This window comes from Solimonas aquatica (assembly GCF_900111015.1).
Taxonomy (GTDB): Bacteria; Pseudomonadota; Gammaproteobacteria; order Nevskiales; family Nevskiaceae; genus Solimonas; species Solimonas aquatica.
The window spans coordinates 77800-97702 of record NZ_FOFS01000011.1 but is presented as its reverse complement, the minus strand read 5'-3'; the positions used below and the strand labels follow the sequence as shown (position 1 = coordinate 97702).

The window sequence follows — 19903 nt, the reverse complement described above, 5'->3', positions numbered from 1 at the left end:
CGTTTTGTCTGCTTTCTGGACAGGCTGATCCACACAAGGTGTCCAGATAGTGGACAGGGGCTGCACAGCGCGCCGGCGCAGGTGCGGCGCGGTCCTGTTCCTGTCAGCCCAAACGACACAAGCCGTCCGCAGCATCCTGTTCGATGCCGGGGACGGCTTGTGGGCATCGCGCCAATTGCGGCGCGATGTTTGCGGGCGCGATGGCGCGCTGCCCTAGAGGGTATAGGCCTCGCCGTCGGCCGGAATGCGGACCTGCTCGCGCAGGCCGGCTTCACTCAGATGGGCGGACAGCTGCGCCCGCGTCAGCGTGGCGTGATTCACCGCCTCCATATGGCTGGCGATCACCGTGGCTTCGGGCGCCGCCTTGCAGACCGCACACACATCTTCCTTGCTCATGATGATGGACATATCACCCAGCTGGTCTTCGAAGACTTTTGCATCACAGCTGTTCAGCACGATGACCGCAGGCTTATGGCGCTCGATGCTGCGCTGCACACCTTCGTACCAGACCGTGTCGCCGACGATGTACAAGGTCTTTTCGTCCGGATGCTTGAACACCAGGCCGCAGACATCGCCCAGTACCTCCTTCCACAAGCCGCTCTCGACAATCTTGTCGCCGCCATGCTGACCCGGCGTCTTGTGAATGCTCAGCGCGCCGAAGCTCGTGATCTCGCCCAGCACGCTGACATTGGTGAAACCTTCGCTGCGGATGGCTTCGGCATCGCGCTGGCTCTGGCAGAAGATCGGCTTGTCCTTGGGAATGAGCCGGGCTGCGGCTTCATCCCAGTGATCGGGATGGATGTGCGTGGCAATCACCGCGTCCACGTCGAACAGCTGCGACACCGGCACCGGCAGCGGCGCGGTGGGGAAGCGGATATGACTGTTCACCGTGCCGGGAAAGCCCGGGTAGGCGTCCTTCTCCGCGAGCATCGGATCGATGAGAAATTTGTGGCCGGCGAATTCGATGATGACGGTGGCGCTGCGAATCTGGGTGAAGCGCATGAAGCTCTCCTCGCGATGGATGGCGGGCCATCGCCAGACCGGCGTGGCTCCCGATGGTCTTGCTACCTGACCGGGCCATTATCGGCCGCGCCTGCCGCCTCGATGTCCCACGATAAAACAATCCCGGATTGCGTAAATGCAATCGCTGTCGCCGCTGGAGCGGCAATGAGACGGACATGGCCAAACGCGTTGCCCGCATAGACTGGAACGACATCTCGCTGTTGCTGGCCGTCGCACGTGACCGTCAGCTGCGCACGGCGGCGCTGCGCCTGGGCGTCGATACGTCCACGGTGAGCCGGCGCCTGGCCGCTGCTGAAGAACGTCTGGGCACGCGGCTGTTCTTGCGCAAGCCCGACGGTTATGTGCCGACACAGGCCGGGCATATGTTTCTGGAATCAGCGCAGACGATCGAAGGCCAGGTGCTGTCGATCTTCAATGCCACGCGCAGCGCGTCCGAAGAAGTGCAGGGACCGGTGCGCATCACCTCGGTGGACACCTTGCTGGGCGACTGGCTGGTGCCACGCCTGCCTGAGCTGCTGGCCCTGCATCCGAAGCTGGAGATCAGGCTGCTGCCCGAGCACAAGAATCTCTCCTTCACCCACAGCGAATCCGATCTGGCCCTGCGTCTGGCGCGGCCCGAGCAGGACGCGGCGCTGCTGATGCGCCGTGTCGGCAGCTTCGGCATCTGGGTGTATGGCGCGCCTCAGTTCCGTGGCGTCACGCCGGCACAGTGGCCGGAGCTGCCCTGGATCACGTACGAAGACGATCTCGCCGACCTGCCGCAGATGCGCTGGCTGCACGCGATGGCGCCGAAACTGCGCTGCCATCTGCGCACCAGCGCCACCGCCATCATCACGCGCGCCTGCGAGGCCGGCCTGGGTCTGGCGCTGCTGCCCGCGATCGCAGCCCGCGACGCCAAGCTGGTACGTCTGAGCGATGCGCCCGTGCATCAGCGCGAGATCTGGCTGCTCAAGCACCGCGCCACCGCCCGCATCGCCAAGTTCCGCGTGGTGGCCGACTGGCTGGCCGAGTGCATCGCGCAGGATGAGAAGCTGCTGCTTGGTTTGTGATGAGCGCGCCGGCGCCCATGCATTTATGCAAGGCGCCATTGCACAAGCCGCCCTCGTCCCGCCATGGCGGCCTGCCGATAATGCCCGCATCCTGATCAAGCGGAGCGGGTTCATGTCTGTCGAGGAAAACAAGAATCTGGTGCGCCGCTTCTATGCGGCCATCGAGCGCGGCGACTTCGAGGCGCTGCATGAAATGGTCGATGAGGACTTCGTCTTCTTCAACCAGGTGGATACCACCTATCGCGGCGTGGCGGGCCTGGTCGCCGCCGAGAAGAAAAACTTCGATGCCTTCGAGTCGTTCCGGTTTCCGATCATCGATCTGCTGGGCGAAGGAGATCGCATCTGCGCCTACATGCATTTCGAAGGGCACAACTATCGCTCGGATGTGTTCGGCGTCCCCGCCTCCGGCAAGAACCTGCGCATCTCCGTGATGATGTACCTGCGCTGCAAGGCAGGAAAGATCACGGAGAAGCGCGCCCACTTCGATGTCGGCGACATCCGCCGCCAGCTGGCGGCGTAATCGCAGCGGGCGGGTCCGCGATCAGCGCGGCGTCAGCGGCACCACTTCGATGCCGTAGCTCAGCTGCACCCGGCAGCTTTCGCCGCGACCGGCGCCTTCGGTATTCACTCCGCGGCAGAACAATCTGCCGCCTTCGCTCCTGGCGCGCCCGCGTGCGGCATCATCCACCGCGCGACCGAGATCGAAGCCGCCGCCCGCGCAGCTGCGCGAAGGACAACGCAGCTCGAAGAAGGCCTGCATCTCGCCGGTGAAGATCTGCCGGTACGGCGACAGCAGCGGCACTTCGTCGCCCTCGGTGAAGCGCAGCTCCAGCAGCAGCTCCTGCACCTGCGGATAGCGTGCAGCCAGCGTCTGCGAGGCGTTGTATTCCCGCTGCCGCTGCTCGCGCAGCTGCGCATCATTGATGCGGGGCTTCATTGCCATCCTGATCCAGCCTCCGGTGGTGTCTTGCAGTGTGAAAATTTGCCGTGGACCTGGCCGCCACATCCGACACGCAGCAGATGTCGCGCGGCGGGCGGGCTCACGGGCTGGCGCTTTCCAGACGTGTCGCCAGCACCCAGCCGGTGTTCCGGCCCTTGCGCAGCACCGTCCGGCATTCGCGGCAGGCATACAGCTTCTGATTGAGCGAGGCCGCATAACCCAGCGTGCGCGCCGAGCCCGGCGATTCCAGCTTCTTGTGTGCGCGCCACTCCGCCGGAAGGCCGATCTGCTCGGAGCAAAGCTTGCAGGGCGTCATGGTGTCACTCCTGGCGCTGCTGGCGGCGGATCGCCGGGATCAGACAGGCTTGATGTACGTGAACGAAACGGCCACTGTCACGCAGCGCGTGAAGACCGGCAGCGCCGTGACACGGGGTACGGCCCGCAATCCCGCCCCGGGCGATGACGGACAAGATGCGGCTTCTTCCGGAATCCCGATCCAGCAGGATTGCCGATGATTCCTGCGCCCGCGAGCACAAGGATCTACCGCGGTGATACGCGCGCTGCGCGAGGAAGAGCGTGCGGGGACAGCTCTCAGCGACAAGGCCTGCCGCGACAGCTCCGAGCCTCTGCGCCCCGGAGCACGGCCGAGCACTATACGCCTAAATCCCGGTCCCGGTTGGAAAAACGCAGCGCGCGGCCTGCCTGCAGCCTCGGGCGCAGCGAACCTGCCCCTCAGGGTCCAGACTCGGCTTGCAGCGCTTCGTAACGGCGCCGGTACTGCAGGGCGAGTTCGCGCGAGCCACTGCGCTCGGCGAAGGCGCTGGCCGCCTGCAGCAGTTCGGGCGAATAGGGCGAGGCCTGCAAGGCCTGGCTCAGCACCCGCAGCGCGGCTGGCGCGCGTCCGGCTTCATGCAAGGCCACGGCATACACGTAGGCATAGTGCGCCTCGCCGGGTGCGGCGCCGGCTGCCTGTCCCAGCAAGGCCAGCGCCTGATCGAGCTGGCCCTGTCGTACCCGCTGCAGGCCGGACAGATGCAGCAGCGCGGCATTGCCCGGCTGACGTTGCAGTCCTTGCGTCAGAACCGCGCTCACCTGATCCTCACGATGCTGCGCGCGATACAAGTCGGCAAGATGCAGATAAGCCGGCACGAAATCGGGATCGAGCTTGAGCGCGGTTTGATACTGCGCAGCCGCCTGCGGCGCATCGCCGCGCAGGGCATACACGCTGCCGAGATTGAGGTGCGCCTCCGGACGTTCGGCCAGCCCTTCCTGCGCCTGCCGGTATTGCCCGAAGGCACGCTCACGCGTCTGGCGCTGCGCGGACGTGAGCACCGCATCCGGCACATCGGCCAGCGCGCGTCCGGCCTTGATGCGCACCAGCCGCGTCGCATCGTCCACCAGCGGCAAGGCTGCGGCAGCGCGCTGCTCCGGCGCAAAGGCCAGCAGGCTCTCCAGCGCCGCGGCACGCATCATCGGATTGGCGTCCCGCAGCGCCGCCTGCAGGCTCGACAGCGTCGCCCGCGAGGGATAGGCCGCCAACTCCGCCAGCGCGGTGGCACGTGCGATGTCCGGCGAGCTGCCATCCGCTGCCAGTGTCCGCAGCTGTGCCGCGGCGCCCGGCACGCCGAGCCGCGCATCGGCCAGGGCCTGCACAAAATGCTGATAGCCCTTGCGCTGCGGACCGTAGTGCTTTTCGATCACCGCCGCCGCCCAGGCGGCATTGCGATCGCGATGGCAGTTGTTGCAAGCATTGGGCACGCCGTGACGCAGGCTCAGATCCGGACGCGGCACGCGCAGCGAATGATCGCGACGCTCGTCGACACTCATGTAGACCCGCTTGGGCATATGACAGTCGGCGCATTGCGCCCCGGCACTGCCGCTGGCATGCAGATGATGTGCCGGAGTGTCGAATTTGGCGGCGCTGTGACACTGCGCGCAGACGGCGTTGCCCGGCGCGCGCAGCTGCATGCTGTGCGGCTCATGGCAGTCACTGCAGCTCACGCCTTTCGCATGCATCTTGCTCTGCAGGAATGAGCCGTAGACATACACCTCGCCGTCCTGCTGCCCGTCGGGAAAATAAAGGCCCGCGCGCAGCAGCGCGGGATCGAAAGCATCGAACAGATGGCCCGCCGCCGGCGCCTGCGCCCCGAGCGTGGCGCCGCGCGCATGACAGTTGGCGCAGGTCTCGATTTCGCGATGCGTGTGCAGCGGCACGCTGCGCGTGGAGTTGCCGGTGGCGGGATCGAGCTGCCAGTGCACGGCGCGTCGCTCGTCGAGCGCGATGGACAGCCCCTTGCCGGCATCGGCCGCGCGCGCCGCAGGCGCCAGCTGCGCCCAGCTCAGATGCCGGGAGCCGGCGCCATGGCAGCTTTCGCAGGCAACGTTGAGATCACTCCAGCGGCTGGCGTAGGTATCGTGCGCGGCATCGTAGCCGCGTTCCAGATTCGTGGAATGACAGCTCGCACACATGAAGTTCCAGTTCTGTTCGAGCCGCGTCCAGTGCAGCGGATCGCGATGATCCAGACCCTGTCCGGCATACAGATGAAACCAGCGCTGACCGCCTTGCGCGGCGGGTCGTGCATCCCAGGCAATCGGCAGGGCCTGCAGGCGACCATCGGGAAACGGCACCAGGTATTGCTGCAGGGGATAGACGCCAAAGGTGTAGCGCACCGGAAACTCGGCGAGCCGGCCATCGGGCCCGTCAGTACGCACGAAATAGGCACCGTCCCTGCGCAGGAAACTGGAGACGGTCCTGCCATCCTTGAATTGCGCATTCTCGAAATTGCCCAGCACCGTCTGCGCATTCGCCTCCTGCATGGCGAGAGCGTGCTGCGAGCGCCGCCAGGCCGAGGTCTGGGCCTGATGACAGCCCGCGCAGGCCGCCGCGCCCACATACTGCGCCGCCGCGCTCTGGACCGGCACAGGCGCGTGCGGGCGCAGCAGCGGCAGCACCGCGACGAGCAGCAACAGTGAAGCGAACAGGCCCAGGACGGGCCGGATTTTTGGCATATGCTTAGTTCAATCGTCTTGAGTGCGTAAGCAAGCGAGATGAGTTTGCTAGTCTCGCCGCGCGCCGCCAAAACATCATAGGCGCTCGGGGATTTTTATGAGCTTGCGTGTTCGCCGGATCGGCGCGATTGCTTTGCTGCTTACTCTGCTTGCGGCCTTGGCCTGGCCGCATGCGCGTGATTATCTGGTATTGCACATCGTCGGCTGGACCGCGCCGCATGTCAGTGAATCGCGCGCGGTGAACTGGGCGAGCGGCCCGGCGTCGCAAGCGCCAGGCGGCAAGCGAGCCCCGAATATCGTGCTGATTCTGGCTGACGATCTGGGTTACAACGATCTGAGTCTGTCCGGGGGCGGCGTTGCCGAAGGCGCCGTGCCCACCCCCAGTATCAATGCCATTGCCCAGCAGGGCGTGAATCTCACCCAGGGTTATGCCGGCAACGCCACCTGCGCGCCCTCGCGCGCCGCGATTCTCACCGGCCGTTACGCGACCCGCTTCGGCTTCGAGTTCACGCCGGTACCCACGCAATTCGCCAAGGTGATCGGCCGCTTCCCCAATGAGCCCGGACGGCCGCCGGTCATCTATCACGCCGAGCGCGAGGCCCAAGCCATTGCCCTGGACGACATGGGCATCCCGACTTCCGAAATCACGCTCGCAGAACTGCTCAAGCGCCAGGGCTATCACACCATTCATCTGGGCAAGTGGCATCTGGGTTCAGCGCCACAGTTCCGGCCGCTGGCGGCGGGCTTCGATGAGTCGCTGGGCTTTTATCCGGGCGCTTCGATGTATCTGCCGGAAGACTCGCCGGAGGTGGTGAATTCCAAGCAGGACTTCGATCCCATCGACAAATTCCTGTGGGCCAACCTGCCCTTTGCGGTGCAGCTCAACAACGAGGCTTATTTCAAACCCACGGGTTATCTGACGGATTATCTCGGCGATCAGGCGGTGGCGGCGATTCAGGCCAATGCCAAGCGCCCCTTCTTTCTCTACGTGGCGTTCAACGCGCCGCACACGCCGCTGCAGGCGCTCAAGTCAGACTACGAGGCGCTGGCACAGATACCGGATCATCGCTTGCGCGTATATGCGGCGATGATCCGGGCTCTGGACCGCAATGTCGGCAAGATCACGGCGGCACTCAAGGCACAGGGCCTGGATGACAACACCCTGCTGCTGTTCACCACCGACAATGGCGGCGCCAATTACATCGGCCTGCCCGATATCAACCGCCCTTACCGAGGCTGGAAAGCCAGCTTCTTCGAAGGCGGCATCCATGTGCCCTTCTTCATCAAGTGGCCGGCGCAGCTGGCGGCCGGCGGTCGCTACGAACAGCCGGTCGCGCACGTGGATATGTTCGCCACCGCGGCGCGTGCCGCTGGCGCGACGCTTCCGGCTGATCGCGTGGTGGACGGCGTCGATCTGATTCCCTATCTGCAGGGCCGCGAAACGGGACGTCCGCACCAGACTCTGTACTGGCGATCCGGCGATTACGCCACACTGCTCGATGGCGACTGGAAGCTGCAGGTCTCCGGCACGCCGCGCAAGGACTGGCTGTTCAATCTCAAGGACGACCCCACCGAGCAAGTGGATCTCGCCGCGCGCAATCCAGAGAAGCTGGCCGAGCTCAAGGCGCGTCTGGCCGAATACAACGGTCAGATGGCCAAGCCTCTGTGGCCGGCGCTGCTGGAGGCACCGATCCGCATCGACTATCCGCTGGGCGTGCCGGCGCCGGCCGATGCAGCTTATGTGTACTGGTCAAACTGATCCCGAAAATCCGCACTGCGGCTGCGTCTTACCTTAGACCAAGATATCACTTCATTCCCGCTCGCCGGCTCGCGATGATCATCGCTCTGACGGGAAGCCCGCGCACGGCAAACGGGGTGCCGGCGCGGCGACAGGGACATCATGATCATCAAGCCGATGCCAGGCAGCCTGCGCGCTGCACTGGCCATCATTGCGGGCACCAGTCTGGCGCCCGCCTGGGGACAGACGAACGAACAAGCCGGAGCGCCGCTGAGCAGCATCGCGGTGAATGCAGCGCCTGCGCTGCTGCCGGAGCGCAACGCCAGTGCGACGACGGATGAGCAGCTGCCCACCGTCGTCGTGGTGGCACGGCGCCGTAGCGAGCGTTCACAAGATGTGCCCACGGCCATCTCAAGCGTCAGCGGTGAACAGCTGGAAGCGCAGGGCATCGCCGAGGTGCAGAATTTTCAGCAGCTGCTGCCGAGCCTGAATGCGGCCTATGGTCAGGCGCGTCAGTCCAGCCTGGCGATCCGCGGCATTGGCAACAACCCCGCCAATGAAGGGCTGGAGCCGAGTGTCGGCATCTATCTGGACAACGTCTTTCTCGGTCGTCCGGGCATGGCGGTGCAAGACCTCGTCGATATCGAACAGGTCGATCTGCTGCGCGGCCCGCAAGGCACGCTGTTCGGCAAGAACACCACCGCCGGCGTACTCAACATCCAGTCGCGTGCGCCCAGCTTCGCCACGGAAAGCAAGCTGGAAGCCTCGTATGGCGCGCGCAACAGCCGCATTCTGCGCGGCCTGTGGTCCGGCGCCCTGAGCGAGCGCTGGGCCGGGCGCATCGTTCTGGCCAAGACCGATGATGAGGGTTGGGTCAGCAATCTCAACGGCGGCGGCCGGCTCGACAGCATCGACCGCTATGGCCTGCGCGGCCAGCTGTTGTACACCGGAGACGGATACAAGCTGCGCCTCATCGCGGACTATGCCGAGGAGCAGGACTCACAAGGCTCGGCCGTGATCAGCGGCGCGGGTCCGGCCCGGCCACACTTTCGCGATCTATCCGAGGTGGAGGCCGCCACCGGCGCTGATCTCAGTCCGGTGAACCCCGACCTTCGCCAGACCCGCATCGACGGCGTACAGCGCATGCGTTCCGGCCAGGGCGGCGGCTCGGCGCAGCTGGATGTGGACTGGGGCGATTTCACCCTGAGTTCGATCAGCGCCTGGCGCTTCTGGAACTTCACACCGCACAACGATGCCGACTTCACCAATGCGCCGATTCTTGACGATTACGGCGTCAGCGTGCGCGACCGCCAATGGTCGCAGGAGCTTCGCCTGGCCTCGCCCAGCGACGGTCGTCTCGACTACGTGCTGGGCGCTTACTGGTTTCACCAGGCGGTGCGCAACCATCTGCATATCGACTTCGGGCCGCAAGCCGATGCCGGCCTGTTGCCCACTGAAACCCCGCTGGCCACCGCCGCCGGCACGGTGTGGCTGCCGATCAATCTGGCCGACGGCGGCTATCAGATTCTCAGCAGTGCCTTGTCCGACAGTTACGGCAAGGTACTCACCGACAGCGGCGCCTTGTTTGCTCAAGGCAACTGGAAAATCACCGAGCAGCTGATCCTCACCGCCGGCCTGCGCGGCACTTATGAAGTGAAAACCGGCCATGCCGAGCGCGAGGAGCCCGTGGCCGCGGTGCGCTGGACGGTGCCGCCGTTCAGCAATGTGCAGAACGCCCAGATCGGCCCCTGGAATTCCAGCGACTACGGCCGCCTGCGCCTGCACGAGCTGAGCCCCTCGCAGCTGCTGACCCTGAGCTGGCAGCCGGCGAGCGCGCAGCTGCTCTACGCCACGATCTCGCATGGCGAGAAGTCCGGCGGCTTCAACGTCAACGGCGTGGGCTCGGGACCGGCGCTGGGCATCGAGTCGCTGAAGGTCGCGCCCGAGCGTTCCAACAACCTGGAGCTTGGCTACAAGAGCAGCTGGCTGGGACAACGCCTGCGCGCCAACTTCAATCTCTTCGACACTCGCGTCAGCGACTACCAGGCTTCGGTGAATCGCACGGTCTCCGGTCAGGCGCTGCCGGTGCAGGTGCTGACCAACGTCGGCAAGCTGGAAAGCCGGGGTGTGGAATGGGACCTGCTCACGCTGCTGGCGCGCGGGCTGGTGCTCAGCCTCAATGGCAGCTGGAATCATGCGGTGTATCGCAGCTTCGACAATGCGCCCTGCCCGGCGGAAACCAATCCCGAGGAACCGGTCTCCTGCAGTCTCAGCGGCCAGGCGGTGCAAGGCGCGCCGCGCTGGACCGTCAACAGCGGCCTGCTCTACAAGGCCGACTGGCGCCCCGAACTCAGCCAGCAGTTTGCGCTGAACTACGCCTGGCGCTCCGCCGTCAACGGCAGCCTCGACAATTCACGCTACGCACGCATCCAGGCTTACGGCGTGCTCAACGCTTCGACCACACTGCAATGGACGCGCGCGCACGACACTCTGGAACTGTCACTCTGGGCGCGCAATCTGCTGGATCAGCAATACCTGCTCACCGCGGGCGCCATCGTCAATGCCATTTATGTTGGCATGCCCGGCACCCCGCGAACCCTGGGCGCAACGCTGCGCTATCGCTTTCCTTGACTCATGCCGCCGGCGCAGCCGCTTCCAGCGGCAGGCGGCAGAGGCAAGCGCGCGGGCCTCACTCCTCCTGCGCCGCCACGCGGCCACGCTCGCGCGCCAGCGCCTCGCGGCGTGCTTCCTCGATCTGATCCAGCACCGCGCCGACATCGGCGGCGCCCGAGTCATCGACGAAGCGGCCGGTGAGCGGCGTATCCGGCTGCAGCTCGGCGCGGGCGTAGAGCTGCCAGATTTCGCGCGCGTACTGCGTCTCCAGCAGCTCCGGCGCCACGCGGCCGAAGCTGGCGCGCATGTTGTCCACATCACGCTGCAGCATCTGGAAGGCATTGTTGTTGCCGGCCGCGCTCACCGCCTGCGGCAGATCGATGATCACCGGGCCATCACGATCCACCAGCACGTTGAACTCCGACAGATCGCCGTGAATCAGGCCGGCGCAGAGCATCAGCTGGATCTGGCGGACCATGAAGCCATGCCAGGCGCGCGCCTGCTCGGCGCTCATCTCCACTTCATTGAGTCGCGGTGCCGGCCGGCCCTGCGCATCGAGCACCAGCTCCATCAGCAGCACGCCATCGTAATAACCGCGCGGCTGCGGCACGCGCACCCCGGCTGCGGCGAGCCGGTACAGCGCATCGACTTCTGCGCTCTTCCATTCCTCTTCCTGCACACGGCGGCCGTGGCGGCTGCGCCGATCCATGGCCCGCGCCTCGCGGCTGCCGCGCGCCTTGCGCCCTTCCTGATACGCCGCGAGCTTGTGAAAGCCGCGCCGCTCGGCCTCCTTGTAGACCTTGGCGCAACAAGCCTGCCCCGCGCAGTCCACCACGAACACCGCGGCTTCCTTGCCGCTCTTGAGCTGGCGCGTGACCGCGCTGATCACGCCGTTCTCGACCAGGGGCTGCAGCGACGGCGGAATCTTCATGCCGCATCCGCCGCAGACGTCGGTTCTTCCGGCGAGGCTTCGGCCGCATCGCGGATGCGCTTCTTCTGGCGCTTTTCCTCCTGCGCCTTGGCTTTCTTCAGCTCGCGCTGACGCTTGTCGAACTGATAATTGGGCTTGGCCATGACGCATACCGGCAAAAACGGGCAGCTAGTCTAGCTGGCATTGCCTGCGGAGGTGATGGCGCCGGCCATCAAGCGAGTGCAGCGATGCTGCGTGCGCTCTCGGCCTCGCTGTGAACGATCACGGCGCTCTGATCAGAACCAATCATCGTCGACAGAGCAGAGTGCGCGAGGCATTCAGCAATTACATCAAGCTGTTAACCGATAACATCCTGTACCGCCGGCCATGATTGCGTTCAGCACGGTCTGCATCAATGCGTGATGCTTGCGCGCGAGAACAGACCCCATCTCAGACCAGCCCCCTCACTCCACCGTCACACTCTTCGCCAGATTCCTCGGCTGATCCACATCGGTGCCCTTCAGCACCGCGACGTGATACGCCAGCAGCTGCAGCGGGATCGTGTATACCAGCGGCGCCTGCAGCGCTTCGATGTGTTCGGGCATGGTGATCACTTCCACGCCGTCGGCTTCTTCCAAACCGGTGTTGGGGTCGGCGAAGACGAAGAGCTTGCCGCCACGCGCACGCACTTCCTGCAGATTGGATTTGAGCTTTTCCAGCAGGGCGTTGTTGGGCGCCACCGCAATCACCGGCATGTCGTCGTCCACCAGCGCCAGCGGGCCGTGCTTGAGTTCGCCGGCGGGATAGGCTTCGGCGTGGATGTAGGAAATCTCTTTGAGCTTGAGCGCGCCTTCCAGGGCAATCGGGTAGCTGGGGCCGCGGCCGAGAAACAGGGCGTGATGCTTGTCGGCAAAGTGCTTGGCCCATTCACGGATCTGGCCGTCGAGCTTGAGGGTGTGTTCCACCATCTCCGGCACCTGCAGCATCTGCCGCGCGAACAGGGCGATGCGACGGCGATCCTGCAGCTGCGCCTGGGCAATGGCCAGACCCAGCAGGCCCAGCGCGGCCAGCTGCGTGGTGAAGGCCTTGGTGGAGGCCACGCCCACTTCGGGGCCGGCGCGCGTCATCAGCACCAGATCGGCTTCGCGCACCAGCGAGGATTCCGGCACATTGCAGATGGCGCCGGTGGCCAGATAGCCCAGGCGCTTGGCTTCGCGCAGCGCAGCGAGCGTGTCGGCGGTTTCGCCGGACTGCGAGATGGCCAGGAACAGCGTGCCGGGCAGCACCACCGGATCGCGGTAGCGATATTCGCTGGCCACTTCCACGGTGCAGGGAATGCGCGTGCCCTGCTCCAGGTAGTAACGCGCCACCAAGCCGGCGTGGTAGCTGGTGCCGCAGGCCACGATGTGCACGCTCTGCACCGCCGGCAGAATCTCGGCCGCCATGGGGCCGAAGGCCGCTTGCAGCACGTGATCACCGACGATGCGCTCGGAGAGCGTATCGGCGATGGCGCGCGGCTGCTCGTAGATTTCCTTGAGCATGTAGTGCGCGAATTCGCCGCGCTCTACGGCGTCGGCGGACAGCGAGGACTCATGCAGCTTGCGCTGCACGCGCCGGCCCTGTGCGTCGTAGATGGTGACGCCTTCGCGGCGCACATCGGCCACATCGCCTTCTTCCAGGAAGTGGAAGCGCCGCGTCACCGGCAGCAGGGCCTGCACGTCGGAGGCGACGTAGTTGGCGTTCTCGCCCAGGCCGATCACCAGCGGGCTGGCGATGCGCGCCACGCAGATGCGGTCCGGCTGCTGTGCGTCGAAGACCACGATGGCGTAAGCGCCCTTGAGCCGGCGCACCGCCTGCTGCACGGCGGCGGTGAGGTCCAGGCCCTTGGTGACCTCGGCGTGAATCAGATGCGCCACCACCTCGGTGTCGGTTTCCGAGGCGAACACATAGCCCTGAGCGCTCAGCTCGGCTTTCAGCTCCACATAGTTTTCGATGATGCCGTTGTGGATTAGCGCGATACGCCCGCCCGAGACATGCGGATGGGCATTGGCTTCGGTGACGCCGCCGTGCGTGGCCCAGCGCGAATGCGCCACGCCCAGCACGCCGGCGCAGGGCGCGCTGGCCAGCTTGTCCTGCAGGCGCGTCACCTTGCCCACCGCACGGCGCAGCGCCAGGCCGCCGTGGCCGTCGCTGAGCGCGATGCCGGTGGAGTCATAGCCGCGATATTCCAGACGCCGCAGGCCCTCGATCAGAAGAGGCGTGACATCCGTTTGCGCGATGGCGCCGACGATTCCGCACATGGGGTTTGAGCCTGGCCTTGCCTGAAAATGATGACGGCCATTTTACGGCCTCCGCCCTGACCGGCGCCTAACGAGCCCCCGACCGGCATGTCTCCGGGCCGCGGCGTATCATTTCCATTCCCATAAAAAGACCGCCGCATGGAGGATTCACCCCATGGTCAAACTCAGCATCAACGGCAAGCCGCAGCAGTTCGACGGCGACCCCAACATGCCCTTGCTGTGGTTCCTGCGCGACGAGCTGTCCCTCACCGGCACCAAGTACGGCTGCGGCATGGCGCTGTGCGGCGCCTGCACCGTGCACCTGGACGGCCAGGCGATCCGCGCCTGCATCACGCCGGTGGCGGCGGCGGCCGGCAAGGACGTGCGCACCATCGAGGCGCTGCAGCAGGACCCGGTAGGCAAGCGCGTGCAGGAAGCCTGGCGCAAGCTCGACGTGGTGCAGTGCGGCTACTGCCAGTCCGGACAGATGATGTCGGCCACCGCCCTGCTCAAGCAGACGCCGCAGCCCAGCGACGCGCAGATCGACGCGGCCATGAGCGGCAACATCTGCCGCTGCGCCACCTATCAGCGCATCCGCGCTGCCATCCACGACGCCAGCCAGCCGGCCAAGGCCTGAGCCAGTTCCGGGAGCATCGAGCATGGGCATCATCGAACGTTTCGCCAAAACCGCCGCCGTGGACAGCGCGCCGGTGAATCTGAGCCGTCGCCGCGTGCTGCAGGGCGCCGGCGGTCTGGTGCTGGGCGTGTATCTGTCGCCGTTTGAATCCGCGCAGGCGACGGCCCAGCAGGCGCCGGGCGAGTACGCCGCCAACGCCTTCGTGCGCATCGGCAGCGACAACCGCGTCACCGTCATCGCCAAGCATCTGGAAATGGGCCAGGGCACTTATACCGGCCTGGCCACGCTGCTGGCCGAGGAGCTGGACGCCGACTGGAGCCAGGTGCAGGTGGAAGGCGCGCCGGCCGACGCCAAGCGCTACGGCAATACCCTGCTCGGCGGTATCCAGGGCACCGGCGGCAGCAATGCCATGGCCAATGCCCACGAACAGATGCGACGCGCCGGCGCCAGTGCACGCGCCATGCTGGTTTCCGCCGCCGCGCAGCGCTGGCAGGTGGACCCCGCACAGATCAGCGTGAGCAATGGCGTGGTGCAGCACGCCGCCTCCAGGCGCAAGGCCAGCTTCGGCGAACTCGCCGAGGCCGCCGCACAGCAGCCGGTGCCGGCGCAGGTGAGGCTCAAGGAGCCGTCGCAGTTCAAGCTGATCGGCAAGCAGAAGCTCAGCCGCCGCGACAGCCACGACAAGACCGACGGCAGCGCCCGGTTCACGCAGGACGTGCAGCTGCCCGGCATGCTGGTGGCCGTGGTGGCGCATCCGCCGCGCTTCGGCGCCAGGCTCAAGTCTTTCGACGACGCCGCCGCCAAGGCGATCAAGGGCGTGGTGGACGTGGTGCGCTTCGAAGGCGATGCCAAGCGCTTCAGCGGCGTGGCGGTGCTGGCGCACAACACCTGGATCGCGCGGCAGGGCCGCGATGCGCTGAAACTGGAATGGGATGAGAGCGCGGCGATGAGCGTCGGCAGCGCCGAGCTGATGGCGCAGTACCGCAGCCTGGCCGACCAGGCCGGCACCGTGGCGCGCCAGGAAGGCGATGCCGCCGCCGCGCTGGCCCAGGCGGTGAAAACCGTGCAGGCCGACTACGAGTTTCCCTATCTCTCGCACGCCGCCATGGAGCCGCTCAACTGCGTGGTGCACATCCAGGAAGATGGCTGCCAGATCTACAACGGCGAGCAGTTCCAGACCTTCGATCAGGCCGGCGTCGCCAGGCTGCTGAACCTGCCGCCGGAGAAGGTGCAGATCACGCAGCTCTATGCCGGCGGCAGCTTCGGACGTCGCGCCAATCCCAATGGCGACTACGTGCTGGAGGCTGCGGAGATCGCCAGGAATGCCGCCGCGCAGGGCCATCGCGTGCCCATCAAGATGGTCTGGACACGCGAGGAAGACACCCGCGCCGGCTACTACCGGCCCCTGTTCCTGCATCGCGTGCGCGCCGGCCTGGATGCGCAGAACCGCATCCTCGCCTGGCAGCAGCGCGCGGTGGGGCAGTCGATCATGAGCGGCACGCCGCTGGCTGGCCTGGTGAAGAACGGCATCGACGGCGCCTCGGTGGAAGGCATTCTGGCGGCCTATGCCGCCGCTAACGTGCAGGTGGAACTGCACTCGCCCGTCAACGGCGTGCCGGTGCAATGGTGGCGCTCGGTGGGGCACACGCACACCGCCTTTGCCACGGAATCGATGATCGATGAACTGGCCGCCGCCGCCGGCCAGGACCCTTACCAGTTCCGCCGCGGCCTGCTGGCCCAATCGCCGCGCCATCTCGGCGTGCTGGATCTGGCCGCGCAGAAAGCCGGCTGGGGCAAGCCGCTGAAAGCTGGCGCAGGCGTGAAGCGCGGACGCGGCATCGCCGTGCATGAATCCTTCAACAGCTTCGTGGCGCAGGTGGTGGAAGTCAGCCTGAAGAACGGCCAGCTGAAGGTGGACCGCGTGGTCTGTGCCGTGGACTGCGGCCTGGCCATCAACCCCGACGTGATCCACGCACAGATGGAAGGCGGCATCGGCTTTGCGCTCACCGCCGCGCTGTACAGCGCGATCACGGTGGACAAGGGCGCGGTGCAGCAGCGCAATTTCGACGGCTATCCCATGCTGCGCATGAACGAGATGCCGAAGGTGGAAGTGCACATCGTGCCCTCCGCCGCGCCGCCGACCGGCGTGGGCGAGCCCGGCGTGCCGCCGCTGGCCCCGGCCCTGGCCAATGCCATCTTCGCCGCCAGCGGCCAGCGCATCCGCAAGCTGCCCATCGCCAGTCAGCTCAGCACATGAGGCCAGCCGCCGCGCGCCGGGTGCGCGCATGAACACGCCGCAGGAATTCGCGCCGATTCTCGCGGCGCTGCGTGCGCTGCCGCGCGAGGGCCTGGCCATGGCCACGCTCACCCGCACCAGCGGCTCCACCTTCCGCCGCGCCGGCGCGCGCATGCTGGTCTACGCCGACGGCCGTCTGCTGCGCGGCCTCTCCGGCGGCTGTCCGGAACGCGACATCGCCCTGCACGCGCGCGAGGCGCTGGCCGTCGGCCAGGCGCGGCTGCTGCGCTACAACCGTCAGCAGAATTTCGATGTGATGCTGGAGATGGGCTGCGGCGGCGAGCTGGAAGTGCTGATCGAACCGCTTCTGCGCCGCAACGACATCGCGTTTGCCGAAGCCGCACAGCGCTGCCTGCTGCAGCGTCGCAGCGGCGTGCTGGCCACGGTGTTCACGCGCGATGCGGTCTGTCTGCCACGGCCCAGGCATCTGCTGGTCGGCGGTGACGCGTTCGACGAGCTGCAGGATCGCGCCCTGGCCGGCGAGATCCGCGCGCGCATCGCGCAGCTGCCGCCGCGCAGCAAGCCGCAGGTCGAGCTGATCGATGGTCACGAGGTGTTGCTGGAGCCGCTGGAGCCGCCGCTGCGCGCGCTGCTGGTCGGCGTCAACGCCAGCGCCTTCGCCCTGGCCCGCCTGCTCAGTCAGCTGGGCTGGGCGGTACAGCTGATCGATCATCAGCCCGAGCAGCCGCGCCCGGAGACGCTGGCCGAGAACGTGCCGTACGAGGTGATGAGCCCGGCACAGCTGGGCGCAGTGGAATTCGACGAGCGCAGCTGCGTGCTGGTGATGACGCACAATCTGGAGCGCGATCTGGACTACCTGCGGCCGCTGGCGATCAAGCCGCTGCGCTACCTGGGCGCACTGGGCGCGCGGGCGCGTGTGCAGCGCTTGCGCGAGGCGCTGGGGGAGATCCGCGCCGCGTTCTTCGCCCCGGCGGGCCTGGACATCGGCTCGGAGACGCCGGAAGAGATCGCGCTGTCGATTGCTGCGGAAATGCTGGCGGTGAGCAACGGTCACGAAGGTGGCCTGCTGAGCCGCGTGGCCACGCCGATTCATCGCTGAGGCGGTTCGTGAACCTCGCCGGTCGCCCCCTCTCCCCCGCCCCTCTCCCGCAAGGGGAGAGGGGAGCAAAGCAGGGCACGATCGCATCGCTGCACTCGCTGTGGCAGACGCGCTGCCGACGCGCCGTCAGTCACCGCCATCTCCCAAACAATCAGCGCGCCATTCCCCTCTCCCCTGGCGGGAGAGGGGTCAGGGGAGAGGGGGCGCCTGCAGGGTGACGCCGCCGTGAATCCACGCATCCACACCCTGCTGCTCGCCGCCGGACAAGCCTCGCGCTTTGGCGCGCCCAAGCAGTTGCTGCAGCTTGATGGCCAGAGTCTGGTGCGGCGCGCGGCAGGCGCAGCGCTGGCTGCGGGCACGCAGCTGACCGTGATCACCGGCGCTCATGCAGAAGCGGTTGAAGCCGAGCTGCACGATCTACCGCTGCGCCTCTTGCGCAATCCGCAGTGGCAGCACGGCATGGGCAGCTCGTTGGCTTTGGGGGCGCAGAGCCTGCTCGGGGATTCGAGCCTCGATGCTGTGCTGATCACACTCGCCGATCAAGCGCTGGTCGATGCGCAGGCACTGCGCGCCTTGTTGTCAGCGCATCAGGCGGATCCGCAGCAAATCATCGCCGCCGACCACGGCGAGACGCTCGGGCCACCTTGCCTGTTTCCGGCACGCTTTCTGGCGGAACTCGCGGCGCTGCGCGGGGATCGCGGTGCACGCACCCTGCTGCAGCAGCATCACGACAGCCTGATCCGCATCGTCATGCCGCAAGCGGCCATCGACATCGACACGCCACAGGACTGGCAGCGTTTGCAGGAAAAGCAGTAAGCGCAGGCATGCCCGTCAGCTCGGGCGCGCGCGGCGATGCCTCACGCCGCACGCCCCGCCGCTCACTCGCGCTTCTGCTTGCGCGGCCGCTTCCAGCCTGGCACGGTTTTCTGTTCGCGTGCGCGTGCAATCGTCAGGCCGCCGGGCGGCACGTCGCGGGTGATGGTGGAACCGGCGGCGATGGTCGCGCCGTCGCCCACACGCACCGGCGCCACCAGCTGCGTGTCGGAGCCCACGAACACGTCTTCGCCAATCACGGTCTGGTGCTTGTTGGCGCCGTCGTAATTGCAGGTGATGACGCCGGCGCCGATATTGGTCTTGCCGCCGACCTGGGCATCGCCCACATAAGCCAGATGATTGGCCTTGGCACCGGGGCCGAGCTTGGCATTCTTCAGTTCCACGAAGTTGCCGACATGGGCCTCGGCGCCGAGCACGCTGTCCGGACGGATGCGCGCGAAAGGACCGATGCGACAGTCCGGCCCGATCTCGCAGTCTTCCAGCACGCTGTGCGTGTTGACGATGCTGCCGGCGGCGATGCGCACATTGCGCAGCACGCAGCAGGCGCCCAGCTGCACGCCATCGCCCAGCTCCACCGCGCCTTCCAGCACGCAGCCGACATCGATCTTCACATCGCGCCCGGCCTTGAGCGTGCCGCGCAGGTCGAAGCGCGCCGGATCGGCGAGGCTCAGGCCGTCGCGCATCAGGCCTTCGGCCTGGCGCAGCTGGTAATAGCGTTCCAGGCGCGCGAGCTGCAGGCGGTCGTTGGCGCCCTCCACTTCCTCGGGCGTGGCGCCGACGCTCTGCACCTTCATCCCGCCCTTCACCGCCATCGCCACGATGTCGGTGAGGTAGTACTCGCCCTTGGCGTTGTCGTTCTTCACCTTGGGCAGCCAGCGGCGCAGCGGCGCGGCCGGCACGCTGAGCAGGCCGGTGTTGATCTCGCGGATCAGCTTCTGCTTCGCGCTGGCTTCCTTGTCTTCGACGATGCCGGTGATGGCGCCGGCGCGGTTGCGCAGGATGCGGCCGTAGCCGCTGGCATCGGCCAGGGTCACGCTCATCAGCGCCAGTGCGCGCGTGCCGGCCGCGCAGAGATTCTGCAGTGCGCTCAGCGACACCAGCGGCACATCACCGTAGAGCACCAGCACCTGGGCCTGCTGCGGAATCTGCGGCAGGGCCTGCAGCACGGCGTGCGCGGTGCCCAGCTGCTGCGCCTGATAGGCCCAGTGCAGCGGCGCGTCCTTGCCGTACTGCGCGCGCGCCCAGTACTGCACCTGCTCGGCGCCATGGCCGATGACGAGGTGGATGCCGGCCGCGCCCAGCGCCGAGGCGGCGTCGATGACATGGCCGAGCATGGCCTTGCCGGCGATGGGCTGCAGCACCTTGGGCAGCGCGCTCTTCATGCGCGTGCCCTGTCCGGCGGCGAGGATGACGACGTGCAGAGGGGCGGGTGCGGATTTGGCCATGCCGGTGAGTTTAAGGGGTTTGTGCGGGACGTTGAGAAGGCGGCCGGCGCCGGAACGCCAAGGCCCGCGG

General features: G+C 66.6%; 17 protein-coding genes. 9 read left to right on the top strand and 8 right to left on the bottom strand.

Annotated elements, in window-relative coordinates; translation table 11 throughout:
• Window positions 1-213 precede the first annotated feature (213 nt).
• Window positions 214-1002, bottom strand: a complete 789-nt coding sequence (locus BMY12_RS14275) for an MBL fold metallo-hydrolase (protein ID WP_093287582.1) — start codon at window positions 1000-1002, stop codon at window positions 214-216.
• A gap of 176 nt (window positions 1003-1178) precedes the next feature.
• Here BMY12_RS14275 and BMY12_RS14270 point away from each other — a divergent pair, with 176 nt between their 5' ends.
• Window positions 1179-2072, top strand: a complete 894-nt coding sequence (locus BMY12_RS14270; RefSeq protein WP_093287579.1) for a LysR family transcriptional regulator — start codon at window positions 1179-1181, stop codon at window positions 2070-2072.
• Window positions 2073-2184: 112 nt separating this feature from the next.
• Complete coding sequence (locus tag BMY12_RS14265) at window positions 2185-2592, top strand: ester cyclase (protein ID WP_093287576.1); 408 nt, start codon at window positions 2185-2187, stop codon at window positions 2590-2592.
• 21 nt (window positions 2593-2613) lie between these two features.
• Here BMY12_RS14265 and BMY12_RS14260 read toward each other — a convergent pair whose 3' ends face one another.
• The gene (locus tag BMY12_RS14260) at window positions 2614-3015 is read right to left on the bottom strand and encodes a hypothetical protein (RefSeq protein WP_143068966.1); all 402 of its coding nucleotides are present in this window, start codon (window positions 3013-3015) and stop codon (window positions 2614-2616) included.
• 97 nt (window positions 3016-3112) lie between these two features.
• Window positions 3113-3328: a hypothetical protein gene (locus BMY12_RS14255; RefSeq protein ID WP_093287569.1), complete on the bottom strand. Its 216-nt coding sequence runs from the start codon at window positions 3326-3328 to the stop codon at window positions 3113-3115.
• Between BMY12_RS14255 and BMY12_RS14250 the strand changes: the two genes are divergently transcribed.
• Window positions 3327-3527 carry a hypothetical protein gene (locus BMY12_RS14250; protein WP_093287566.1) on the top strand — a complete coding sequence of 67 codons (201 nt, stop codon included), beginning with the start codon at window positions 3327-3329 and terminating at the stop codon, window positions 3525-3527. The two genes, BMY12_RS14255 and BMY12_RS14250, sit on opposite strands and share 2 nt — an antisense overlap.
• 217 nt (window positions 3528-3744) lie before the next feature.
• Here the strand turns inward: BMY12_RS14250 and BMY12_RS14245 are convergent, their stop codons facing one another.
• Window positions 3745-6021 carry an ammonia-forming cytochrome c nitrite reductase subunit c552 gene (locus tag BMY12_RS14245; protein ID WP_093287563.1) on the bottom strand — a complete coding sequence of 759 codons (2277 nt, stop codon included), beginning with the start codon at window positions 6019-6021 and terminating at the stop codon, window positions 3745-3747.
• A gap of 97 nt (window positions 6022-6118) precedes the next feature.
• On the opposite strand from BMY12_RS14245, the gene BMY12_RS14240 reads away from it, so the two are divergent.
• Both BMY12_RS14240 and BMY12_RS14235 read left to right on the top strand, forming a co-directional pair.
• Window positions 6119-7780, top strand: a complete 1662-nt coding sequence (locus tag BMY12_RS14240; RefSeq protein ID WP_093287560.1) for a sulfatase-like hydrolase/transferase — start codon at window positions 6119-6121, stop codon at window positions 7778-7780.
• 141 nt (window positions 7781-7921) lie between these two features.
• Window positions 7922-10390, top strand: coding sequence for a TonB-dependent receptor (locus BMY12_RS14235; RefSeq protein WP_093287557.1), 2469 nt, complete (start codon window positions 7922-7924; stop codon window positions 10388-10390).
• Between the two features lie 58 nt (window positions 10391-10448).
• Here the strand turns inward: BMY12_RS14235 and BMY12_RS14230 are convergent, their stop codons facing one another.
• The 3 genes from BMY12_RS14230 to glmS all read right to left on the bottom strand — a co-directional run bounded on the left by BMY12_RS14230 (window position 10449) and on the right by glmS (window position 13582).
• Window positions 10449-11303: a PA4780 family RIO1-like protein kinase gene (locus tag BMY12_RS14230; protein WP_093287554.1), complete on the bottom strand. Its 855-nt coding sequence runs from the start codon at window positions 11301-11303 to the stop codon at window positions 10449-10451.
• Window positions 11300-11446, bottom strand: coding sequence for a hypothetical protein (locus tag BMY12_RS20360; RefSeq protein ID WP_177189006.1), 147 nt, complete (start codon window positions 11444-11446; stop codon window positions 11300-11302). The genes BMY12_RS14230 and BMY12_RS20360 overlap by 4 nt, the downstream gene beginning before the upstream one ends.
• Before the next feature lie 300 nt (window positions 11447-11746).
• A complete protein-coding gene (gene glmS, locus BMY12_RS14225; protein WP_093287551.1) occupies window positions 11747-13582 on the bottom strand; it encodes a glutamine--fructose-6-phosphate transaminase (isomerizing) in 1836 nt (611 codons plus the stop codon).
• 154 nt (window positions 13583-13736) lie between these two features.
• Here glmS and BMY12_RS14220 point away from each other — a divergent pair, with 154 nt between their 5' ends.
• The 4 genes from BMY12_RS14220 to BMY12_RS14205 all read left to right on the top strand — a co-directional run bounded on the left by BMY12_RS14220 (window position 13737) and on the right by BMY12_RS14205 (window position 18370).
• Window positions 13737-14198 (top strand): (2Fe-2S)-binding protein, encoded by a 462-nt coding sequence (locus BMY12_RS14220; RefSeq protein ID WP_093287547.1) that lies wholly within the window; start codon window positions 13737-13739, stop codon window positions 14196-14198.
• A gap of 22 nt (window positions 14199-14220) precedes the next feature.
• Window positions 14221-16455 (top strand): xanthine dehydrogenase family protein molybdopterin-binding subunit, encoded by a 2235-nt coding sequence (locus tag BMY12_RS14215; protein WP_093287545.1) that lies wholly within the window; start codon window positions 14221-14223, stop codon window positions 16453-16455.
• 28 nt (window positions 16456-16483) lie between these two features.
• Entirely contained in the window at window positions 16484-17554 is a 1071-nt protein-coding gene (locus BMY12_RS14210; protein ID WP_177189005.1) for an XdhC family protein, read from the top strand.
• Window positions 17555-17779: 225 nt separating this feature from the next.
• On the top strand, window positions 17780-18370 hold the full coding sequence (locus BMY12_RS14205) for a nucleotidyltransferase family protein (protein WP_177189004.1): 591 nt from the start codon (window positions 17780-17782) through the stop codon (window positions 18368-18370).
• Between the two features lie 62 nt (window positions 18371-18432).
• Here BMY12_RS14205 and glmU read toward each other — a convergent pair whose 3' ends face one another.
• Window positions 18433-19833, bottom strand: coding sequence for a bifunctional UDP-N-acetylglucosamine diphosphorylase/glucosamine-1-phosphate N-acetyltransferase GlmU (gene glmU / locus BMY12_RS14200; protein WP_093287537.1), 1401 nt, complete (start codon window positions 19831-19833; stop codon window positions 18433-18435).
• Window positions 19834-19903 lie beyond the last annotated feature (70 nt).

Bases quoted from the DNA above. Each gene is read 5' to 3' on its own strand.
- BMY12_RS14275 (WP_093287582.1), bottom strand. From the start codon at position 1,002: ATGCGCTTCACCCAGATTCGCAGCGCCACCGTCATCATCGAATTCGCC.
- BMY12_RS14270 (WP_093287579.1), top strand. From the start codon at position 1,179: ATGGCCAAACGCGTTGCCCGCATAGACTGGAACGACATCTCGCTGTTG.
- BMY12_RS14265 (WP_093287576.1), top strand. From the start codon at position 2,185: ATGTCTGTCGAGGAAAACAAGAATCTGGTGCGCCGCTTCTATGCGGCC.
- BMY12_RS14260 (WP_143068966.1), bottom strand. From the start codon at position 3,015: ATGGCAATGAAGCCCCGCATCAATGATGCGCAGCTGCGCGAGCAGCGG.
- BMY12_RS14250 (WP_093287566.1), top strand. From the start codon at position 3,327: ATGGTGTCACTCCTGGCGCTGCTGGCGGCGGATCGCCGGGATCAGACA.
- BMY12_RS14255 (WP_093287569.1), bottom strand. From the start codon at position 3,328: ATGACGCCCTGCAAGCTTTGCTCCGAGCAGATCGGCCTTCCGGCGGAG.
- BMY12_RS14245 (WP_093287563.1), bottom strand. From the start codon at position 6,021: ATGCCAAAAATCCGGCCCGTCCTGGGCCTGTTCGCTTCACTGTTGCTG.
- BMY12_RS14240 (WP_093287560.1), top strand. From the start codon at position 6,119: ATGAGCTTGCGTGTTCGCCGGATCGGCGCGATTGCTTTGCTGCTTACT.
- BMY12_RS14235 (WP_093287557.1), top strand. From the start codon at position 7,922: ATGATCATCAAGCCGATGCCAGGCAGCCTGCGCGCTGCACTGGCCATC.
- BMY12_RS14230 (WP_093287554.1), bottom strand. From the start codon at position 11,303: ATGAAGATTCCGCCGTCGCTGCAGCCCCTGGTCGAGAACGGCGTGATC.
- BMY12_RS20360 (WP_177189006.1), bottom strand. From the start codon at position 11,446: ATGGCCAAGCCCAATTATCAGTTCGACAAGCGTCAGCGCGAGCTGAAG.
- glmS (WP_093287551.1), bottom strand. From the start codon at position 13,582: ATGTGCGGAATCGTCGGCGCCATCGCGCAAACGGATGTCACGCCTCTT.
- BMY12_RS14220 (WP_093287547.1), top strand. From the start codon at position 13,737: ATGGTCAAACTCAGCATCAACGGCAAGCCGCAGCAGTTCGACGGCGAC.
- BMY12_RS14215 (WP_093287545.1), top strand. From the start codon at position 14,221: ATGGGCATCATCGAACGTTTCGCCAAAACCGCCGCCGTGGACAGCGCG.
- BMY12_RS14210 (WP_177189005.1), top strand. From the start codon at position 16,484: ATGAACACGCCGCAGGAATTCGCGCCGATTCTCGCGGCGCTGCGTGCG.
- glmU (WP_093287537.1), bottom strand. From the start codon at position 19,833: ATGGCCAAATCCGCACCCGCCCCTCTGCACGTCGTCATCCTCGCCGCC.